The sequence below is a fragment of the Lactococcus sp. S47 genome (assembly GCF_016517475.1).
In the GTDB taxonomy this organism is placed as follows: Bacteria; Bacillota; Bacilli; order Lactobacillales; family Streptococcaceae; genus Lactococcus; species Lactococcus lactis.
Window position 1 is genome coordinate 1 of the sequence record NZ_JACVUB010000014.1, and the last position, 21483, is coordinate 21483.

The window sequence follows — 21483 nt, forward strand, 5'->3', positions numbered from 1 at the left end:
TATATTCTATCAAACCTAACTAAACTTGTCAAGAATTAACTGTGACTTTTACGACTTTTTTTATCTTACGTTCGCTTTTTCCCTCTCCTGTATTCGCTTTATTTCATGCCACCACTGATTTTCTTTAGTTTTTATTTTTTCTTTTTTTAATAAGATAAGGTGCTTATTTTAGTCTTTCTTACCTTCTGAGAATAAAATTCTTTGATTTTTTACGTAGAAATGATGTTTTTAAACTTAAGTAAATTTTTATTATGGATAGTAGAAAATTGAACTTTCTCTTATTTTGTAGCAAATAGTTCGTCTCTATATTACGTCTTTATATAGTAGAAAACTTAAAATTTAACAATTTATTTTCAAATTCTTGGATTTTATTACATTAGAGATAAAATATCCCCAAAGATAGAACTGACTGTCTAAAAGCTGTGGTAAATTTTTCTTAATTTTTTCTTTTTCCACAGTAAATAATCTATAAATTTGACTTTTTTTGATTTGTGGATAAGTCCGTATGCATTTGGTATTCCTTATCTTTTTCTGTGGATAAAAAAACTTTTACACATTATCCACAGTTTTGTTAATAACTTTTTCTTATGGTGGAAAACTTTCTTTTGTTAATTTCAACAGACTGTGGAAAAATATAATGTGAAATGATATAATGAGTTATCAACAAACTAAAAAGTAAAGGAGTAATATGGCATCCCTTAATGAAAATCAAAAATTTTGGGCCCGTGTAACCGAACTAGCTCGGCAGAGTATCGGTAAACAAGCTTATGATTTTTTTATTGAGCCTGCTCAATTAATGTCTGTCGAGCAAGATACTGCCAATATCTTGCTTGATAGTGGAATGAAAAAAGATTATTGGAAAAAACAGTCCGATTTGATCACAACGGCGGGATTTGAGGTCTTTGGTCGGATGATTGATTATGAACTCTATGCAAATGATGAGTTAACTGAACTGGAACTTCATCGTTTAAATAATCAATCTTCTATTGAAGAGCAGCCGCATTCTACTGCTAAACCCGCTTCTCCTTTGGTTAGTGGTCTCAACGAGAAATATAATTTTGAAAATTTTGTGCAAGGTCCTGGTAACCGTTGGACTTTGGCTGCGGCAATTGCTGTTGCTGATAAACCTGGTGATACCTATAATCCACTATTTATTTATGGTGGAGCTGGTCTAGGTAAGACGCATTTAATGCATGCAATTGGAAATCAGATTTTGACTGACAATCCGACTGCTCGAATTAAATATGTTTCTTCGGAGAATTTCGTTAACGACTATGTTAATGCAACGCGAAAAAACCAAATGGAGAATTTTGAAAATACTTATCGTAATTTAGATTTACTTCTATTGGACGATGTGCAATTTTTCAGTGATAAAGAGGGGACGAAAAATGAATTTTTCAATACCTTCAACGCACTCTATGATAAAGGTTCCCAAATTGTTTTAACTTCTGATCGTATTCCGCAAGAATTAAATAATTTGGAAGATCGCTTGGTTTCACGCTTCTCTTGGGGTTTGACTACTGATATTACGGCTCCTGACTATGAAACTCGGATGGCTATTCTTTTGATTAAATCTGAATCAAGTCGTTTAGAATTTCCGAGTGAAACTCTATCTTATATTGCTGGTCAGATTGATTCAAACGTTCGCGAACTCGAGGGCGCTCTAAATCGAGTCGAATTTGTGGCTCGAGCAAATGGCATTGCGGTGGTCGATATTGAGACAGCAAGTCAGGCTTTGCGTTCTTTAAAAAATGCAACTCAGCAATCTTTATCAAATCTTACTATTAAAAAAATTCAAGATGAAGTTGCTAATTATTATCATATTTCATTTTCAGATCTTGTTGGTCCTAAGCGCCCTAAGGAAATTGCCTTTCCAAGACAGATTGCGATGTATCTTGTCAGAGAACTTTTAGGTACAAGTCTTCCGGCAATTGGAACTGCTTTTGGCGGCCGTGATCACACAACGGTAATGTATGCTTATAAACAAATTTCGGATAAGATGAAAAATGATATGGATGTTCAAAAAGACATAGATAGCATTAAACGTAAATTTTAAACCTGTGGAAAACTCAAGGACTTATAAAATGTTTATTCTTTAATTATCCACAGGGGAAAAGCTTATACTTCTAAGTGGATTTGTCTTATACAGATTATCCACAGGACCTACTACTATTACTATTATATTTATAAAAAGAAATTATAAAGGAATCTCATGATTAAATTTTCAATTAATAAAAATGCGTTTCAAAATGCTTTGAGAATTACCAAACAAGCAATTGGTTCTAAAGTAACAATTCCTGCTTTAACAAAGTTAAAAATTGAAGTTGAAGAAAATGGAATTACTTTAATTGGTTCAAATGGTCAAATTTCAATTAAGAATTTTTTACCTGTTGATAATAAAGATGCAAGTATGCTTATTTCAGGAACGGGTTCAGTTTTGTTAGAAGCTGCTTTCTTTGAAAATGTGGTAAGTCAATTACCAGAAGTCACTCTTGAATTTACTGAAAAAGAACAAAAGCAAGTTTTGTTAACTTCTGGTAAGTCAGAAATTACTTTAAAAGGCCTGGATTCAGAAATCTATCCGCATTTACAAGAAATTTCCGAAGGCTCTTCATTGAAAATGAAAGTTAAAGTACTTAAAGAAATTTTTACAGAAACAGTTTTTGCTGTAAGTACTCAAGAAAATCGTCCCATTTTTACAGGTGTTCATTTAGAAACTTTATCAACTGGAGAATTAAAAGCAGTCGCAACTGACTCACATCGGATGAGTCAACGTTTATTGCCTTTAGAAGATTCAGAATTAAAATTTGATGTTATTTTGCCAAGTAAATCAATCAATAGTTTTAAAAATGTTTTCACAAATGATGAAGAAGAGATTGAAATTTTCATTAGTGGAAGCCAAATGCTTTTTAGAAATGAAACAATTAGTTATTATAGTCGTTTGATTGAAGGATCTTATCCTGATACTAATCGTTTAATTCCAAATGAAGCTGATTATACTTTAGATTTAGTTTTTGATGCTGCGCAATTGCGTCATACAATGGATCGTGCGCGTTTGTTGACAGTAATGACAACTAATGGAACTGTAAAATTGACGGTTTCTGGTGATTCTGTAGTAACCACAGCCAACTCTCCTGAGGTCGGTTCTGTCCATGAAGAATTGACGGCCTTATCAAAAGAAGGAAATGACTTAGCAATCAGCTTTAATCCTGAATATTTGATTGATGCTTTGAAAGTGATTAAAGCACCAGAAGTTCGTATTCGCTTTATTTCTAATGTTCGTCCGTTCACTTTACAACCACGTAATGAAGAATCTGGATTTGTTCAATTGATTACACCAGTACGTACAAATTAATTTTACTGACAGCTCTTTTGTCAGCTTAGATTTACTGACGAAAATGTCTGTCAGTAAATTTAGATTTTGTTATAATGGACTTAACGAAAGTTAGGTCTATTTTTTATGGAAATTTTATATACTGAAATTACACAAGATTTAACAGAGGGACTATTAGAGATTTCTCTTGAAGAACTTGGAAAAAATCGAAAAGTTTATTACATTGTGCCTTCTTCAATGTCATTTGAGAAGGAGAAAGAAATTTTAGAGCGCTTGGCTAAGGGAAGTGATGCAGCAGTTTTTGACTTACTCGTCACTCGTTTTAAGCAATTGCCTTATTATTTTGATAAGCGGGAAAAAGCGACAACAAAGACAGAGTTAGGCACAGCAGGCCTTTCAATGCTTTTTCGACGTGTTTTGAGGAGTTTTTCAAAAGAAGAAATTCCGCTGTATTTTTCTCTACAGGATTCTGCTGGTTTTTTGGAAATGCTAATTCAGTTAAGAACAGAGTTACTGACAGCAAATCTGTCAGTAGAAAATTTACCTGACAGCCCTAAAAATCAAGAATTAAAAAAGATTTTAAGTAGATTTGAAGAAAAATTAGCAAATGACTATGCTAACTACTCAGAATTTGGTGATTTTACTAGTCGTCTTGCTGATGGGGAATTTGATTTTCAACTCAAAGATGTGACAATTGTCATTGATGGATATACTCGATTTTCTGCGGAAGAAGAGCTTTTTATTGAAAGTATTCAAGATAGAGTGGCACGTTTTGTCATTGGAACTTACAGTGATGAAAATTCACTGACAACCGGATCTGAAACAATTTATATCAGTACGAGTCAAATGATTGGGCGTTTTCGCAGTAAATTTCCAGTAGAACTAAGAAAAATGGCTTTTTCATCTGTCAATGAAGTTTACAACAAGTTGACAAAATTACTCGATTTGGATTCACGATTTGCCATTTCTGATCAAAATATTGAAATAAATTCTGCTGATGCAAAATATTTCAGAATTTGGGAAGCCGAAAATCAAAAAGTTGAAATTGAAGGTGTCGCAAAGGAAATTAGACAAAAAATAAGTCAGGGGGCTTTTTTCAAAGATTTTACAGTTTTAGTAGGCGATCCAGCTGCTTATGAAATTACTTTGAAAGAAATTTTTGAACTTTACGAGATTCCATTTTTCTACGCCCAAGAAGAATCAATGAGTCAGCATCCTTTGGTTATCTTTTTTGAAAGTTTACTTTCAATTAAAAAGAATAATTATCGGACAGATGATGTTGTCAATCTTCTAAAAAGTAAGGTTTACACTGATGTCAACCTAGATGAAGAAGTCATTGATTACTTTGAATACTATGTTCAAAAATATAAGATTTCTGGTCGAAAAAAATTTACGGAAGCATTCAATGAAAGTGAGTTTTCTAAAATTGAATTAGTGAATCAACTTCGCGAAAACTTATTGGGAAATGATTCTCCTTTACAAGTCTTTTTGGGGACAAATCGGCAAAAAACAGGAAAAAAATGGGTTTCTGATTTACAAGTTTTACTTGAAAATGGAAATGTAATGGTCAATATGAACACTTATTTTTCAGAAGCAGAATCTGAAAATAAGCACCAAATGGCTGATAAACATGAACAAGTTTGGCAAATGCTTATTTCGATATTGAATGAGTTTTTGGCCGTTTTTTCTGATGAAAAATTGAAAAGTGTGGAGTTTTTAGATATTTTATTAGCAGGATTGAAAAATGCGAAATATCGACAAATTCCAGCAAACGTTGATGTTGTAAACATCAAAGATTATGAACTTGTTGAACCTAAAACTAATAAATATATCTATGCCATTGGTTTGAGTCAAACCAATTTTCCAAGAATAAAGAAAAATTCAACACTTTTATCCGATGAAGAACGACTAGAAATCAATCAAACAACTGATGAAAATCAGTTTATTGAACAGTTGAATGTTGTCAACTATCAAAAAAATCAGTTTACAGTCCTTTCTTTAGTGAATTCAGCAAAAGAAACTTTAGTTTTGTCCATGCCACAAATTATGGCAAATGAGCAAGGAGAATTTTCACCAGTTTTCCAATTATTTTTGAATCATTCGGATGAAAAAATTCTTCAAAAAATTCAAGAAGTCAATCTTTTTGAAAGCTTAGAGCACATTGGAAACAGTCGTTCAGTGATTTCTATGATTGGAAAAATTGAGCGTGAACTTGTTGAAACTGAAGAAAAAAATGATGACAAAAGAGTTTTTTGGTCTAGTATTTTCCGAATCTTAGTTAAGTCAAATCCTGATTTTCAAAAAATATTATTGGATTTAGCTAAAGATATTGATACGGTCAACTTATCAAAAGAAACCTTAGACAAAATTTATGGTGATAAACTTTATGCTTCTGTCAGTTCTTTTGAACGCTTTTATAACTGTGAATATCAGTACTTTTTAGAGACCACTTTGGGTCTGGAAACTTTTGAAAATATTGATATAAATTCCAAAATTGTCGGTAACTTTTTCCATGAAGTTTTTGAAAAAGTCATGCAAGAAGAAGCTTTGTCAGCTGAAAATTTTGATGAAAAATTGACAAAAGTTTTACATGATGTTGACAGTAATTACTCTCGTTATTTTACTCAGGATGCAACAGCAAGATTTACTTGGACCAATTTAGAAGAAATTGTTAGACAGACTGCAACAGTTTTAAAGGAAACAGTTTCTACTGATGAACTTAAAACTTTACTGACAGAAAGTAGTTTTGGCTTACCAAAAAGTGAATTAGGTAATTTTTCTGTTGACGATATTTACTTACGAGGAAGAATTGACCGTTTGGACCAACTTTCTTCTGATTATTTAGGAGCTATAGATTACAAATCAAGTGCTCATTCCTTTAAATTACAGGATGCTTATGACGGTCTGAGTTTACAATTTATGACCTATTTAGACGTGATTAAAGAAGCTTTTCCTAATCAAAAAATATGGGGTGCTCTTTATTTACAATTTAAAAATCAACCAATTAACTTATCAGAAATCAATCATTTATCAGAGATTGCTGGCTTATTGAAAGAATCAATGCGCTATGATGGTTTAGTTTTGGAAGAGGCAGCTGACCAAATAAAAGCAATAGAAAATATTACTGTAAAAAAATCTAATATTTACAATCAAGAAGAATTTGAACAGCTTTTAAAATTGAATGAAAATCATTATCAGCATGCTGGTCAGCGACTTAAGAGTGGTCAGATTGCAATAAATCCAATTATGAAACGCTCCGAAGGGATTGATCAAACAGGTAATGTTCGAGGTTGTCGCTACTGTCCGCTTAAATCTATTTGTCGATTTGAAGCAAATGTACACATGAATGAGCATAGTCGTGAAATTGGTCAAAAATCCCAAGCAGAAATCTTAGCAGAATTAAAAGGAGAAGGGCGAAATGAGTGAAGTAAAATTAACTCCAGAGCAAAATGAAGCCATTCATAGTTCTGGTAAGAATATTCTAGTTTCAGCGAGTGCTGGTTCCGGAAAAACTTTTGTTATGGCTCAAAGAATTGTCGAGAAAGTCAAACAAGGAATTGAAATTGATCGACTTTTCATTTCCACATTTACAAAAAAAGCAGCAAGCGAATTACGGATGCGGCTTGAGCGAGATTTAAAAAAAGCCAGACAAGAAAGTTCTGATGAAAATCAAGCTCGTAGGTTGACACTTGCTTTACAGAACCTGTCAAATGCTGATATTGGAACTATGGATAGTTTCACCCAAAAATTGACAAAAACGAATTTCAATCGAGTAAATATTGACCCGAATTTCCGAATCTTAGCTGATCAAACAGAGAGTGATTTAATTAGACAAGAAGTCTTTGAACAATTGGTTGAGTCTTATCTATCAGAAGATGATGGATTGAATATTTCAAAAGAAAAATTTGAAGAACTTATAAAAAATTTTTCTAAAGACAGAAATATTGCTGGTTTTCAAAAAGTAGTTTACACTATTTACCGTTTTGCGTCAGCAACTGAAAATCCAATAAAGTGGTTAGAAAATCAATTTTTAAAAGGTTTTGAAACATATAAATCACTGACAGACTTGTCTGCAGATTTTTCAGCAGATATAAAAGAGAATTTACTGATATTTTTTGAACTTCTAGAAACTTCATTAACCAATGGAGTAATTGCTAAAAAAGGGGCTGGACGTGATAAGGCCAATCTTATTTTAGATAATAAAAATGAACTCTTAGAAGCAATAACCACTAAAGATTTTGCAACTTTCACAGAACTATTTTTATCAATAGATACAGATATTCGAGTGGGTTCTTCAAAAGATGAAATACTTTCGGCTCTGAAAAAAGATTTTTCAGCACAAAAACAAGACTTAGTGGGCTCGAAATCCAAACCTGGAGAAATTCGGAAGTTTGTTGATAAAATAAAACATGGTCAATTGATTGAAAAATATCAAAATCAAGCATTTGAAATCGCAGAAAACTTACAAAAATTTGTTATTGAGTTTTACCAAAGTTATTTAGAACGTAAAAAGAATGAAAATGCCTTTGAGTACTCTGATATCGCACACTTTGCCATCGAAATTTTAGAGGAAAATCCAGATATACGTGAAACTTTAAGAGAACATTATGATGAAATCATGATTGATGAGTATCAGGATACCAGCCACACTCAGGAGCGAATGCTGGAACTTTTATCAAATGGACATAATCTCTTCATGGTTGGTGATATTAAGCAATCAATTTATGGCTTTCGTTTAGCTGACCCTGGCCTCTTTTTAGAAAAATATAAAGACTATGCCAAGACAGAAAATCCAAATCAACTAATTCGCTTAAAAGAAAACTTTCGTTCACGTGGTGAGGTTTTAACATTTACAAATGATATCTTTAAACACCTGATGGATGAAAAATTAGGTGAGATGACTTATGGCAAAGAAGAAGCATTAGTTCAAGGAAATATTACTGATTATCCAGTTGAATCTGAGAAAGATTTTTATCCAGAACTTCTTTTATACAAAGAAAATACAAGTGATGAAGAAACAGATGAATCCGAAGTAAGAATTTCGGATGGAGAGATTAAAGGAGCAGCTCAAGAAATAAAAAAATTGATTGAAGCTGGAGTTGAACCAAAAGATATAGCAATCTTGGTTCGTTCTAAATCAAATAATAATAAAATTGAGGATATTCTGCTTAGTTACGATATTCCGGTCGTTCTTGATGAAGGTCGAGTTGATTTTTTGAAATCAATGGAAGTCTTAATTATGCTAGACGTTTTACGAGCAATTGATAATCCACTCTATGATTTATCATTGGTTGCAATGTTAAGGTCTCCGTTATTTGGATTTAATGAAGATGAATTAACTAGAATCAGTACTCAAGGAAGCCATGACCTTCGATTTTGGGATAAAATTCTTTTGTCACTTAATAAAGAAGGACAAAATCCAGAACTTATCAATCCTTCCTTAGAGAACAAGCTTAAAGCATTTCATAAGAAGTTTACAGAGTGGCGTAAACTTGTAAACCAAGTTGCAATTCATGATTTACTTTGGAAAATATATACCGAAACCTACTATTTTGACTATGTTGGTGCCTTAAAAAATGGTGAAATGCGCCAAGCGAACTTACAAGCCTTAGCGGTTCGAGCAGAATCATATGAAAGTTCTGGTTATAAAGGATTATTTAAATTTGTAAGATTAATCAACAAATTTATGGAACAAAATAATGATTTAGCTTCTGTTAATATAAAACTTCCTCAAAATGCTGTTCGAGTGATGACCTTCCATAAATCAAAAGGATTAGAATTTGATTATGTCTTTTTAATGAATTTACAATCTCGTTTCAACGATCGTGATTTGAAAGAAGATGTTATCCTAAGTCGTGAAAATGGTTTAGGAATGAAGCTTATTGCTGATTTAAAGGATGAAGCAGATGTTATAACTGATTTCCCTTATGCTTTAGTGAAAATGGAAACATTCCCTTATATGGTGAATAAAGACTTAAAACAAAGAGCAGCTCTCTCAGAAGAAATGCGTGTTTTATATGTTGCATTTACACGAGCAAAGAAAAAACTTTATCTTGTTGGAAAAATAAAAGAAACAGATAAAAAATCAGGACTTGACCTTTATGATAATGCAAGTTTAGAAGGGAAGATTTTAGAAGATAAATTTCGTAATTCAAGTCGCGGTTTTCAACACTGGATATTGGCGCTTCAAAATGCCACAAAACTTCCGATTAAACTCAATGTCTACACAAAAGAAGAGTTGGAAGCAGAAAAACTTGAATTTACAAGTCAACCTGATTTCAAAAAATTGGTCGAAGAATCGGAAAAATTTGATAATATCATGGCCTATTCTGATGAAATACAAAAAGCTCAAAAAATTATGAATTATGAATATCCACATCAAGCAGCAACAGAGCTTTCAAGTATTCAAACACCAAGTCAGGTTAAAAAACGAAGCTACGAAAAACAATTACAAGTGGGTGAAATTCAACCGAAAAGTGAATTTACTCGGGTCAAAAAACTAGATTTTTCTGATTTTGGTCCTAAGAAAGTTACTGCTGCAGAAATCGGTTCGGCAACACATAGTTTTATGCAGTATGCAGATTTTTCTCAAGCAGATTTATTTAGTTTTCAAGCGACACTTGATGAAATGGGATTTGATGAAAAAATAAAAAATCAAATTGATATTGCTAAAATTTTGACTTTGTTTGATACAGATTTCGGTCAGTTTTTATCAGAAAATGTTGATAAAACAGTTAAAGAAGCACCATTTTCAATGTTGAGAACAGATGAATTTGCTAAAGAGCAGTATATTGTTCGGGGAATTTGTGATGGATTTGTTAAACTTACTGATAAAATCGTTCTATTTGATTATAAGACAGATAGATTTACAAGTTCTTCAGCTATTTCTGAAATAAAAGAGCGTTATAGAGATCAGATGAATCTTTATAGTGAGGCTTTGAAAAAAGCCTACGATGTCAACCAAGTTGACAAGTATCTCATTTTATTAGGAGGCCCTCAGCAAGTTTTTGTTGAAAAACTAGATGATTAGATTATAATGACAGGAATTGTATAGAAAGGATAGATAATGCTGGAATATGAATTAGGTTCGATTGTCGAGATGAAGAAACCTCATGCCTGCACTGTTAAGGCGACTGGTAAAAAAGCAAATGCTTGGGAAATCACTAGATTGGGTGCAGATATCAAGATAAGATGTACAAACTGCAATCATGAAGTGATGATGAGTCGTTTTGACTTTAATAAAAAAATAAAAAAGGTACTCAAGTGAGCCCTTTTTTTAATTATAAACCGATTTGAGATTAAATTTGAGGTATTTAATAAGCCAAAAGTAAAGTAACTTTGTAAATCGCCAAATCAAAGGGCTAACAAGAACCATCAGCGAACAAGCGATAATCGCAACTAACCAGTACCACCAGTCAAAACCTGTTGCTCCATTCGCATTCCCAAAAGTAATATGTGGGTTATGAGTAGCAACAGCGAAAATCATAAAAAATGGAGCAAGGAATAAAGCTAATATAATAGCATAGAGAGCCAAAAGAATCAAAGCTGTAGTAATTATCAACCAGAAACCAAGAACGAAGTTAAAAAAGACTAAGCCAAAACCAGCAAATAGGTTGATATGTTTCTTTCTTTTTTGTGGTTCAATTCCTTGAGCAAAAGCTGATAAATCTGATTCATATAATTCGGCTAGGGCAATCAATGTTTCAAAATTTGGTTCAGTTTTATTGGATTCCCAACGTGAAATGGCTTGTCTACTAAAATAAAGTTCTTTTGCAACTTCTTCTTGTGTGAGCTTCTGGGCAAGACGAGCTTTTTGTAAATTTTCTCCGAGCATTTTTTCTCCTTAAATCTAAATGGGTGATTTAGTGATTTGTTTCTGATTTCATTATCAACTAAAGAGAAGTTAAAAGCAAGAACATAGGTGGTATTTTAGGGTAACATTTTGTGGCAAGCCTTTAAAATAAAGGCTAGTGATGACATGCTTTATTGTTTACGAGCCTTGTGTAAACTTGTAAACTTAGAGATTTTCTATGATTTTCCTTGCCTTTATTGTGTTTTTAGGCGATTTACAGTATAATTAGAACTAATTAATCTTAATTTTGGAGAATATAAAACATGGCTTTAACAGCAGGTATCGTTGGTTTACCAAACGTTGGTAAATCAACTCTTTTTAATGCAATTACAAAAGCAGGCGCAGAAGCTGCAAACTATCCTTTTGCAACAATTGACCCAAATGTTGGGATGGTAGAAGTACCGGATGAACGTTTAAACAAGTTAACAGAGTTGATTAAACCTAAGAAAACTGTTCCGACAACTTTTGAATTTACAGATATTGCTGGGATTGTTAAAGGGGCTTCACGCGGAGAAGGTCTAGGAAATAAATTTCTTGCCAATATTCGTGAAGTAGATGCCATCATTCACGTTGTTCGAGCTTTTGATGATGAAAATGTAATGCGTGAAAATAATCGTGAAGATGCTTTTATTGATCCAATGGCAGACATTGAAACAATTAATCTTGAATTAATTTTGGCCGATTTAGAATCAGTCAATAAACGTTATGCGCGTGTTGAAAAAGTTGCTCGTACGGCAAAAGATAAAGATGCGGTCGCAGAATTTAATGTTTTGAAAAAGCTCAAACCGGTACTTGAAGATGGTAAATCAGCACGAACAATTGACTTTGACGAAGATGAAACAAAGGTTCTTAAAAGCTTGTTCTTATTGACAAGTAAACCAGTTCTTTATGTAGCTAATGTTTCAGAAGATGAAGTAGGCGAACCTGATAATATCGAATACGTGAAACAAATTCGTGAGTTTGCGGCGACTGAAAATGCTGAAGTTGCTGTGATTTCTGCTCGTGTTGAAGAAGAAATCTCAGAGTTGGAAGATGATGAAAAAGCAGAATTTTTGGAAGCAATTGGCTTAAAAGAATCTGGTGTTGATATGTTGACTCGTGCAGCTTACCACCTTCTTGGACTTGCCACTTACTTTACTGCTGGTGAAAAAGAAGTCCGTGCTTGGACCTTCAAACGTGGAATGAAAGCTCCACAAATGGCAGGAATTATCCATACAGACTTTGAAAAAGGATTTATCCGTGCAGTAACTATGTCTTATGATGATTTGCTTAAATACGGTTCAGAAAAGGCTGTTCGTGAAGCCGGTCGCTTGCGTGAAGAAGGAAAAGAATATGTTGGTCAAGATGGCGACATTATGGAATTCCGTTTCAACGTGTAAACCTTGTAAATGAAATGAAGAAATGCACCGAATCGGTGCATTTTTGCAACCTAAAAATGCTTGAGTTGAAGAATAAAAAACGATACTCTTAAAGCATGAAAGGAAGGCAACATGGAAATCTCTCAGATAATCAAAGAAAATCGTAAAATGAAAAATCTCAGTCAGGAAGAATTGGCGAAAAAAATGCATATTTCTCGTCAATCAATTTCAAAATGGGAGACAGGAAAATCACTACCAACAACAGACCAAATTATCTTACTTAGTGAAATTTTTGATTGTTCTTTGGACACGTTGCTCAAAGGTGACAAAAAGATGGAAGAAAAAGCAAAACATGAAATTGATGACAAACGGACATTGAAGTTAATTTATAAGGTGGGTTGGGGATTTATCATTCCATTTCTCTTTACTTTAAAATTTATTTTACATTTATTTTGATGAAAATAAAAAGGCCATTTTGGTCTTTTTTTGTTTAGCGAAAGTAATTGATTGAATACTACACTTGTTCATAAATTACATTTAATAAATAAAAGTGTTTATAAAATTAAAATATTGACAAACAAGTTAATTAAGACTATAATCACAATAAAGAAAGCGCAAACAAAAAAGTATTACATTGTCTTATCAGAAAAAAAGCACTAGCGCTCTGATGGAGACTTTAGCTAGCTTATTAATATTTAAAGGAGGAACACAATGGAACTTACAATGACACGCGCTCTGATTAGACGCAGAAATCTAAAGAGAAAAGTATCGGTTTTAGTACTGGGGACTGCACTTATCTCTGGAACAGCTTTTGCTTCGGCACAGGTTTTCGTTTCTGGTGGTTGGAATACTTGCTATGTTGAACGATTTAATCCTAAAATTAGTAAGGCAACGGGACATGATAATGCAAAAATTAATCGTAAACATCAAAGTTGGGTAAAAGTTGGGAGTAGTAAAAATATAAAACCAGTCTATAGCTCGGTCACAGGAGCAAACAAAATTTCTTATGCTACACAAGTTGGTGCCTGGAATGCCCCAGTATCTGGATGGTATAAATAAGAAGCATGATGAATAAGGTTATTAAATTCGTTCTCTTGATTTTGTTCTCAGTCATCTCTTTGTCAACTGCTAATATCATTAAAAATAATGAGGCGGACAAACAAGTTGAAAAAAATTTTAATGTGCAAGGTTATAGGCAAATTTATCTTCCTTCTTCCATTGTTGACAATGAAAAGATAGCCTCTATAGCAGAAGATGTGTCATCTCAAATTGGTGCATCTTTTGTTTTCAGAAGTAGCTATGGAGGGTATGCTGGAAATGGAAAAGGGGAGATTGATTTATCGTCTAGTAAGAATGATTTTGTTTTTTACCAGACGAATTACAAAGAAAAGAATAAAAAAACATATTTATCGCATGGATTTAAATATAATTTTTGGAATGCTCCGCTTAAAGATATTTCAAAAGTTCAACTAGAAAACGCTGATATTTTTGTTGAAAGTAGAAATGATAGACATGCACTCCAAGAATTTGTAAAAAAAATAAATCAGACCTACCATGTAAAAACAAATGCTCAGAGTTTGATAGTCCAACCAGAAGGTTACATGCCAGATACTGCAAGTGGATTTTTATACACTAATTATAATTTAATTTTATTCATTGGTATTTCCCTCGTATTTTTTGCTGTATTTCTTTTTGTTTGGCTAGTCGGAAACAATAAAGCTATTGCCACTTATCGGCTAAACGGTGCAGGGAGTTTTATGATTGGGAAACGTTTGTTCCTGGAAGAATTTTTAATTGTGAGCGTAGTAGTTTATTTGGTTTCTAGCTTTTTGCTTTTCAAAGTTTTAATTTTGACTACAGCGTTCTTATGTTTGTTATGACTTTCTTAGTGATTGGCTTATCTTATATATCAATCGGTATTGTTTCAAGTTTTTCACTTGCCAATCAGATTAATTCCAAATCTTTCTTTAAGTACAGCCATTATATCCTTTATGGGATAAAGGCTTTTGTCTTTCTAGTCACTGTTTCTACCACAGCTTCTTTACTTTATTTTGTAAATACTGGATTTTCCACGCATACAAAATTGGATTATGAGTATGGTGTGATTTATCCTGCCATAGGAGGATATGAAGGAAATAATTTTTCTAATCCCTCTGCTCTTGATTTATTCTATTATGCAGAAAATCATGCGGGGCTTTATGTTAATGTACTAAGTGCAAATATCGATAAGGTGAGAACCCTAAGTGATTTACAAGTAAATACTAACTACTTATCAAGATTTACTGTACTATCTACAGAAAATAAGAAGATAAAAATAGATGCTGATCAGAGTTCAGGAGTTGTGCTTATTTCGGAAAAATACAAATCTCAACTTCCTCAAGTTAAGAAATATTATGCTTCATCGGATTCACTATCTTCTTTCCAAGCTTCAACCTTTAAGTATTATATTATCAAGAATAATCAAAAATTAGAATTATTGGATGGTTTAGATTCTAAAAGTACTCCAGATATTATAGAAGTTTACACTTCAAAAAACATAGTGGACAATGGCAATATTAACTTTTTAAATTCACCAGTGATGAAATATAAAATTAATGGTTCAATAGAGAAGTCCTATGCTCCTTTGATTCCAATTTTTAAAAAATATAATGTTCTTGAAAGTAATCCGTCAATGGTAAGAGTAGCTGATATAAATAAAGTTGATAATTTAAGTACTGTTGGCAACCCATACAGTTATGCAGTGACTAACGGTTTAGTCTTTCTCATCTTTATATCCATGATTTTAGCAACCACTATTTTCTATTTTGAGACCTATAAAAAGAAAATTGCGGTGAAAAATCTTTACGGTGCATCATTTTTCAATATCTATAAATCCTTGTTTACACTAGTTTTTTGTCAAGCGGTGGTATTTTTAGCCTATGCAATGACTCAAAGTGACAAATTAGTGACTGCGGAAGCACTAGGGATTTATTTTATTATTGAAATCTCAATTATTGCGCTTGTTTTGAGACATCTTAAGAAAAATTTACTGTTAGATGTATTGAAGGGAGAATAAAATGATTGAGTTAATAAATCTTGAAAAAAGTTATAAAGGTCACAAAATATTTGAAAATTTCAATTTGAAAATCCCAAAAGGAAAGATGACAGCTATATATGGTGCTAGTGGTGCTGGAAAATCAACATTACTCAATATTATCGGCATGATTGAAGATTATGACGATGGAAAATATTATTTTGAGAATAGATTTGCTCCAGCTTACGACAGTACAGCTGCCTTAAAACTGCGCCGTCACCATATTTCCTATCTTTTTCAAAACTTTGCTTTATTGGAAGATGAAACAATCGAAAAAAATTTAGAGATAGCACTGATTTATTCTAGAATTTCAAAAAAAGAAAAACGAAAAAAGATGAAGAAATTGTTACTCCAAGTAGGCATAAATCATCGATTAAATACAAAAGTTTATAGTCTTTCTGGTGGAGAGAAACAAAGAGTAGCAATTGCACGGGCTTTATTAAAAGAAAGTCAGCTGATTTTGGCAGATGAACCAACAGGTTCGCTTGATACAGAAAATAGAAATGAAGTGATTGCTCTTTTGCGTCAAGAAGTTGATAAGGGAAAGACGGTTGTCATTGTGACACATGATTCTTACCTGAAAGAAGTTAGTGATTTGGTTATTGAGATTGGTGAATAATGAATTATCTATGATAAAAGTTAATAGGCTCAATAGAAATATTGGGTCTTTTTTTTGCTCCTCTAGGTAAATAAACATGTTATAATAAACTTAATTGCTGATTTTTATAAATCGGCCTTTTGGCATTTATTAGACAAAATAAGGAAAAGAAAATAAGAGAAAATGACAAAAATGATTGTTGGCTTGGGAAACCCAGGCGATAAATATGAAAAAACAAAACATAATATGGGCTTTATGGCGCTTGATTTACTGGCAAAAGAACTGAATGTTGATTTTAAAGAAGAAAAACCTTTTATGTCGCTTGTCGCGTCAACATTTGTGAATGGTGAAAAATTGTTTCTCGTGAAACCTTTGACTTTTATGAATGAATCTGGGCGTGCGGTGGCGCCACTTTTGAAATATTATAATATAGACGAGGCAGATTTAACGGTCATGCATGATGACTTGGATTCACCAGTCGGGCGCGTGCGTCTAAGACAAAAAGGGTCATCAGGTGGACAAAATGGAATAAAATCAGTCATTACACATGTGGGAAGTCAAACTTTTAACCGTGTAAAAATTGGGATTGGCCGTCCAAAACATGGGATGACAGTGGTGAATCATGTACTCTCTGGTTTTGACAATGAAGATAAGGAAATCGCTCAAGATGGAATTTTCAAAGCTGTTGATGCAATGAAATTCTATCTTGAAAATGGTGATTTTCAAAAGACAATGAATAAATTTAACTAAATGAATATTATTGAATTTTTTGACCAAAATTGGCAACTACAAAAATGGCAACAAGGTTTTTCAAAGCGTGAGCGAACTTTACTGACAGGATTGTCAGGAACAGCAAAGAGCTTAGTGATGGCAAATGCTTATGAAAATGTTGCTGACAAATATATTATTGTTACTGACAGCCAGTTTCATGCGAATGAACTTTATGATGAACTGTCAACTTTGCTTGGTGAAGAAAAAGTTTTTCAATTTTTTTCTGACGATAACATCTACGCAGAGTTCGCACTTGCATCTAAAGATCGAGTTGCTTATCGACTTGAGGCACTTAATTTCCTACTTGACGAAAAGTCAACAGGATTTTTGGTCGTACCTTTTTTGGCATTACGGAGCTATTTACCAAGTCCCGAAAATTTTTTAGAAAATTATCTTTTACTGACCTCTGGGGATGAGTATGATTTATCAAATTTAGTTAATTTATTATCAAAAGCTGGTTATGAAAAGACACAGCGCGTGATGACGCCAGGTGAATTTTCAATGCGAGGAGATATCGTTGATATTTATCCTTTAGATGCGGAAAATCCGGTACGTTTAGAGTTTTTTGGTGATGAAGTAGATACGATTCGCTCATTTGATGTGGAGAGTCAACGTTCACTGACAAGCCTTGAACGTTTGGAAATATATCCGGCCAGTGATTTTATTTTGACTGACAAAGAATTTGACAAGGGTGCAAAATCACTGACAGAAATGACAAATTTACTGACAGACCCGTCAGCAAAATCATATATGGAAGAAGTGATTTCAGCAGCTCAAAATCACTATTATCACAAAGATTTACGAAAATTTGCGGAGTATTTTTATGATAAAAAAACTTCACTTTTAAATTATTTTCCAAAAAATGTTCAAATATTCATTGATGATTTTCAAAAAGTAAATGAAATGAATAATAAGTTAGAAATGGAATTAGCAGATTTCATTTTATCTGAAAAAGCAATGGAAAGAGGATTTGAAGGGCAGACTTATTTGCTAAACACAATGGCAAAAGTTAGAAATTATAAGCCTGCTACCTTCTTTTCAAATTTCCAAAAAGGGCTCGGAAATCTCAGATTTGAACAACTTTATAATTTCAAACAACATTCAATGCAACAATTTTTCGGTCAATTAGAACTTTTTTACACTGAAGTTGAACGATTTATTAAGCAAGAGTTTACAGTTGTTTTAGCTGTATCATCAGAAAAACTCCGTAAATCACTCCATGAATTAGATTTAAGTTTACAAGAGGTTGACAGAGAATCTATTCAAGTGGGTAAAGTCAATCTGATTGATTTGCAATTATCCAATGGTTTTAATTTCCTTGATGAAAAATTAGTCGTCATGACTGAGCATGAAATATTTGGTAAAATGCGTAAAAAAAAGGCACGCAAACTAAATATTACAAATGCAGAAAGGCTAAAAGATTACAATGAACTCGCTGTTGGTGATTTTGTTGTCCATAAGAATCATGGGATTGGGAAATATTTAGGTTTACAAACGCTTGAAGTCGGCGGAATGCATCGTGATTATCTGACCATTCAATATCAAAATGGGGATACAATTTCTGTTCCAGTTGATCACTTAGATTTACTCAGTAAATATACAGCTGGTGAAGGAAAAAGTCCTAAAATCAATAAACTGAACGATGGGCGTTGGCGTAAAACCATGTCTTCTGTCAGTAAACAAGTTGAAGATATTTCAGATGATTTGATTAAACTTTATGCTGAACGTCAGGCGAAAAAAGGATTTGCATTCTCGCCGGATGACACCAGTCAAGAAGAATTTGATTCTGGTTTTTCATATGTTGAAACTGAAGACCAGATGCGTTCAATCAATGAAATTAAGCATGATATGGAACTTGAACGGCCAATGGACCGCTTGTTAGTTGGTGATGTTGGTTTTGGTAAAACCGAAGTTGCAATGCGAGCAGCCTTCAAAGCCATAAATGACGGGAAACAAGTCGCAGTTCTTGTGCCAACGACTGTTCTTGCTGAGCAGCATTTTAATAATTTTACTGAACGTTTTATCAACTTTGGTGTAAATGTCGAAGTTCTCAGCCGTTTTCAAACGAAAACACAGCAAACTGAAATTCTAGCCAAATTGAAAAAAGGACGAGTTGATTTAATTATTGGAACCCACCGTTTACTTTCAAAAGATGTTGAATTTTTTGATTTAGGTTTGATGATTATTGATGAAGAACAACGTTTTGGGGTTAAGCATAAAGAACGTTTGAAAGAATTAAAAACCCAGGTTGATGTTTTGACATTGACAGCCACACCTATTCCTAGGACTCTACATATGTCAATGCTTGGAATTCGTGACTTGTCAGTTATTGAAACACCACCAACAAACCGTTATCCAGTTCAAACCTATGTCATGGAAACAAACTACGGTGTGGTTCGTGATGCAGTGTTGAGAGAAATCTCTCGTGGTGGACAAGTTTACTATGTTTACAATAGGGTTGACACGATTGAGCAAAAAGTTTCTCAATTAGAAGAATTAATTCCTGAAGCAAGAATTGGTTTTATACACGGCCAAATGACTGAAGTACAACTTGAAAATACTTTACTTGCCTTTATCGCAGGTGATTATGATGTGCTTGTTGCAACGACAATCATTGAAACTGGGGTTGATATTCCAAATGCGAATACGCTTTTTATTGAAAATGCGGATATGATGGGCTTGTCACAACTTTATCAATTAAGAGGGAGAGTGGGGCGTTCAAATCGGGTAGCTTACGCCTATTTCATGTATCGACCTGAAAAAATATTGTCTGAAGTTTCGGAAAAACGTTTGGAAGCTATTAAAGGCTTTACAGAATTAGGCTCAGGTTTCAAGATTGCCATGCGTGATTTGTCTATCCGTGGTGCTGGTAATTTACTGGGAAGTGAGCAATCAGGATTTATTGATTCTGTTGGTTTCGATTTGTACTCACAACTGTTGGAAGAAGCCATTCACGCTAAACTTGGGACAAGTAAGCAAAAACGGACTTCAAATGTGGAAATTTCTTTGGAATTGGATGCCTTTATTCCTGCTTATTATATTTCTGATGAACGTCAAAAAATTGAAATTTACAAACGAATTCGTCAGATTGATAGTCGGGAGATTTATGAAGAACTACAAGAAGAATTGGTTGACCGTTTTGGAGAATATCCAGATGAAGTCGCTTATCTTCTGGAAATTGGTCTCTTAAAACACTTTGCAGATAATGCCTTAGTTGAAAAAATTGAAAAATCGAGATTTGAAGCAACTGTTACTTTGGAAAAAGTGGCTAATACCACCTATGACCCACAAGATTATTTCAAAGCCTTGGCTAAAACAAGCATGAAAGCTTCTGTGGGGGAAAAATATGGTAAAATGACTTTCCGCTTTAAAATTGAAAATCGAAACTCCGTTGTTCTTTTGAGCGAAATAATGAATTTTATTGAAGAATTATCAAAAATACGAGACAGTTACGAAAACAAGTAATTATTTTGTAAAAAAAGATAAATATGATACAATACTTTTATATAAAACTATAAAAAAATAGAGTTTAATAATTTTATGGAAATAAAAAACATAAAGAGAAAAAATTCTCAAGATGTAATTTATAAAATTAAACTCATATCTTAAAGGAGATTTATAAAAGTGGATTTAAAAGCAGCAAAAGCGGAGTTGAGAGAAAAAAGCCGACCCTATCAAACTTATTCTTACTATCTTATTATTCCAATCTTTATTATTCTTGTTTTTCTATTATCTTTAGTGGGGTACAATAAAGGAACTTTTGGAACAATCGTTTTTGTTTTTGTGATTTTTGCTCATGTTTGGGCAAGTAAACTGGATTTAGTAAGAAAAAGAAAACATGTGGCACCAATTTTAATGTATGTAACTCAAGGATTAGGAGTTGTTCTTATGGTTTTATTAGTTACCGAAGTTTCAGCGGGTGGGACAGGAAATATTGCTTTAGGACTTTCAAGTCTTATTCTACTTCCAATTGAAATTATTGCGATTGTTTTCTTCTTTATTTCAGCTAATGATATAAAAAAAGCTTATCCAACAATGAAAGAAGACGCCAAAGCAGCAAGGCTAGAATATCAAGAACTTAGACGTTCAAAATAATAAAAAAATTACTGACAGGGCTGTCAGTAAATTAATAAGGTTCTGTCACTAATGATGGAGCCTTATTATTATAAATAAAGGCATTTTCAAACAAAATGAAATATGTTATAATCAAACCATGAGATTAGATAAGTTTTTAAAAGTTTCGCGCTTGATTAAACGTCGTCCAGTTGCGAAAGAAGTTGCCGACAAAGGTCGGATTAAAATTAACGGAAAATTAGCGAAATCTTCATCTGATGTAAAATTTAATGACACAATTGAAATTCGTTTCGGAAATAAAATTGTTGAAGTTCGGGTTGCTGAATTAAAAGAGTTTACACGTAAAGAAGATGCTGATAAAATGTATGAAATGATTAGCGAAACTCGTATTACAGAAGAAGTTGAGTAATTATCATCAAAATA

16 protein-coding genes are annotated in these 21483 nt (G+C 33.0%); 15 read left to right on the forward strand and 1 reads right to left on the reverse strand.

Features of this window, described 5'->3' with window-relative positions; translation table 11 throughout:
• Positions 1 to 688: 688 nt before the first annotated feature.
• From dnaA to IAE52_RS10975, 5 genes are all read left to right on the forward strand, one after another.
• Positions 689 to 2056 carry a chromosomal replication initiator protein DnaA gene (dnaA, locus tag IAE52_RS10955; RefSeq protein WP_015425593.1) on the forward strand — a complete coding sequence of 456 codons (1368 nt, stop codon included), beginning with the start codon at positions 689 to 691 and terminating at the stop codon, positions 2054 to 2056.
• A 156-nt stretch (positions 2057 to 2212) separates the two neighbouring features.
• On the forward strand, positions 2213 to 3355 hold the full coding sequence (gene dnaN, locus IAE52_RS10960) for a DNA polymerase III subunit beta (RefSeq protein ID WP_003130856.1): 1143 nt from the start codon (positions 2213 to 2215) through the stop codon (positions 3353 to 3355).
• Positions 3356 to 3460: 105 nt separating this feature from the next.
• Positions 3461 to 6760, forward strand: a complete 3300-nt coding sequence (rexB, locus tag IAE52_RS10965) for an ATP-dependent nuclease subunit B (protein WP_109990568.1) — start codon at positions 3461 to 3463, stop codon at positions 6758 to 6760.
• Positions 6753 to 10364, forward strand: coding sequence for a helicase-exonuclease AddAB subunit AddA (gene addA / locus IAE52_RS10970; RefSeq protein WP_109990569.1), 3612 nt, complete (start codon positions 6753 to 6755; stop codon positions 10362 to 10364). The genes rexB and addA overlap by 8 nt, the downstream gene beginning before the upstream one ends.
• A gap of 36 nt (positions 10365 to 10400) precedes the next feature.
• On the forward strand, positions 10401 to 10601 hold the full coding sequence (locus IAE52_RS10975) for a DUF951 domain-containing protein (protein WP_003132155.1): 201 nt from the start codon (positions 10401 to 10403) through the stop codon (positions 10599 to 10601).
• 9 nt (positions 10602 to 10610) lie between these two features.
• Here the strand turns inward: IAE52_RS10975 and IAE52_RS10980 are convergent, their stop codons facing one another.
• Complete coding sequence (locus IAE52_RS10980) at positions 10611 to 11168, reverse strand: helix-turn-helix domain-containing protein (RefSeq protein WP_033900600.1); 558 nt, start codon at positions 11166 to 11168, stop codon at positions 10611 to 10613.
• 281 nt (positions 11169 to 11449) lie between these two features.
• Here IAE52_RS10980 and ychF point away from each other — a divergent pair, with 281 nt between their 5' ends.
• The 10 genes from ychF (at position 11450) to IAE52_RS11025 (ending at position 21469) form a co-directional block, all read left to right on the forward strand.
• Positions 11450 to 12565: a redox-regulated ATPase YchF gene (gene ychF / locus IAE52_RS10985; protein WP_015425597.1), complete on the forward strand. Its 1116-nt coding sequence runs from the start codon at positions 11450 to 11452 to the stop codon at positions 12563 to 12565.
• Between the two features lie 111 nt (positions 12566 to 12676).
• Complete coding sequence (locus IAE52_RS10990; protein ID WP_010905027.1) at positions 12677 to 13000, forward strand: helix-turn-helix domain-containing protein; 324 nt, start codon at positions 12677 to 12679, stop codon at positions 12998 to 13000.
• A gap of 255 nt (positions 13001 to 13255) precedes the next feature.
• Positions 13256 to 13603 carry a hypothetical protein gene (locus tag IAE52_RS10995; RefSeq protein WP_058217594.1) on the forward strand — a complete coding sequence of 116 codons (348 nt, stop codon included), beginning with the start codon at positions 13256 to 13258 and terminating at the stop codon, positions 13601 to 13603.
• A 5-nt stretch (positions 13604 to 13608) separates the two neighbouring features.
• Positions 13609 to 14424, forward strand: a complete 816-nt coding sequence (locus IAE52_RS11600) for a hypothetical protein (RefSeq protein WP_233610991.1) — start codon at positions 13609 to 13611, stop codon at positions 14422 to 14424.
• Positions 14412 to 15599 carry a DUF1430 domain-containing protein gene (locus IAE52_RS11605; protein WP_233610992.1) on the forward strand — a complete coding sequence of 396 codons (1188 nt, stop codon included), beginning with the start codon at positions 14412 to 14414 and terminating at the stop codon, positions 15597 to 15599. The genes IAE52_RS11600 and IAE52_RS11605 overlap by 13 nt, the downstream gene beginning before the upstream one ends.
• Before the next feature lies 1 nt (position 15600).
• Positions 15601 to 16236, forward strand: coding sequence for an ABC transporter ATP-binding protein (locus IAE52_RS11005; protein ID WP_017863933.1), 636 nt, complete (start codon positions 15601 to 15603; stop codon positions 16234 to 16236).
• A 162-nt stretch (positions 16237 to 16398) separates the two neighbouring features.
• On the forward strand, positions 16399 to 16965 hold the full coding sequence (pth, locus tag IAE52_RS11010) for an aminoacyl-tRNA hydrolase (RefSeq protein WP_003132167.1): 567 nt from the start codon (positions 16399 to 16401) through the stop codon (positions 16963 to 16965).
• Positions 16966 to 20451, forward strand: a complete 3486-nt coding sequence (gene mfd, locus IAE52_RS11015) for a transcription-repair coupling factor (RefSeq protein WP_109990570.1) — start codon at positions 16966 to 16968, stop codon at positions 20449 to 20451.
• Positions 20452 to 20610: 159 nt separating this feature from the next.
• A complete protein-coding gene (locus tag IAE52_RS11020; RefSeq protein ID WP_003132169.1) occupies positions 20611 to 21081 on the forward strand; it encodes a hypothetical protein in 471 nt (156 codons plus the stop codon).
• Positions 21082 to 21199: 118 nt separating this feature from the next.
• Complete coding sequence (locus IAE52_RS11025; protein ID WP_003132170.1) at positions 21200 to 21469, forward strand: RNA-binding S4 domain-containing protein; 270 nt, start codon at positions 21200 to 21202, stop codon at positions 21467 to 21469.
• The last annotated feature ends 14 nt before the right edge of the window (positions 21470 to 21483 follow it).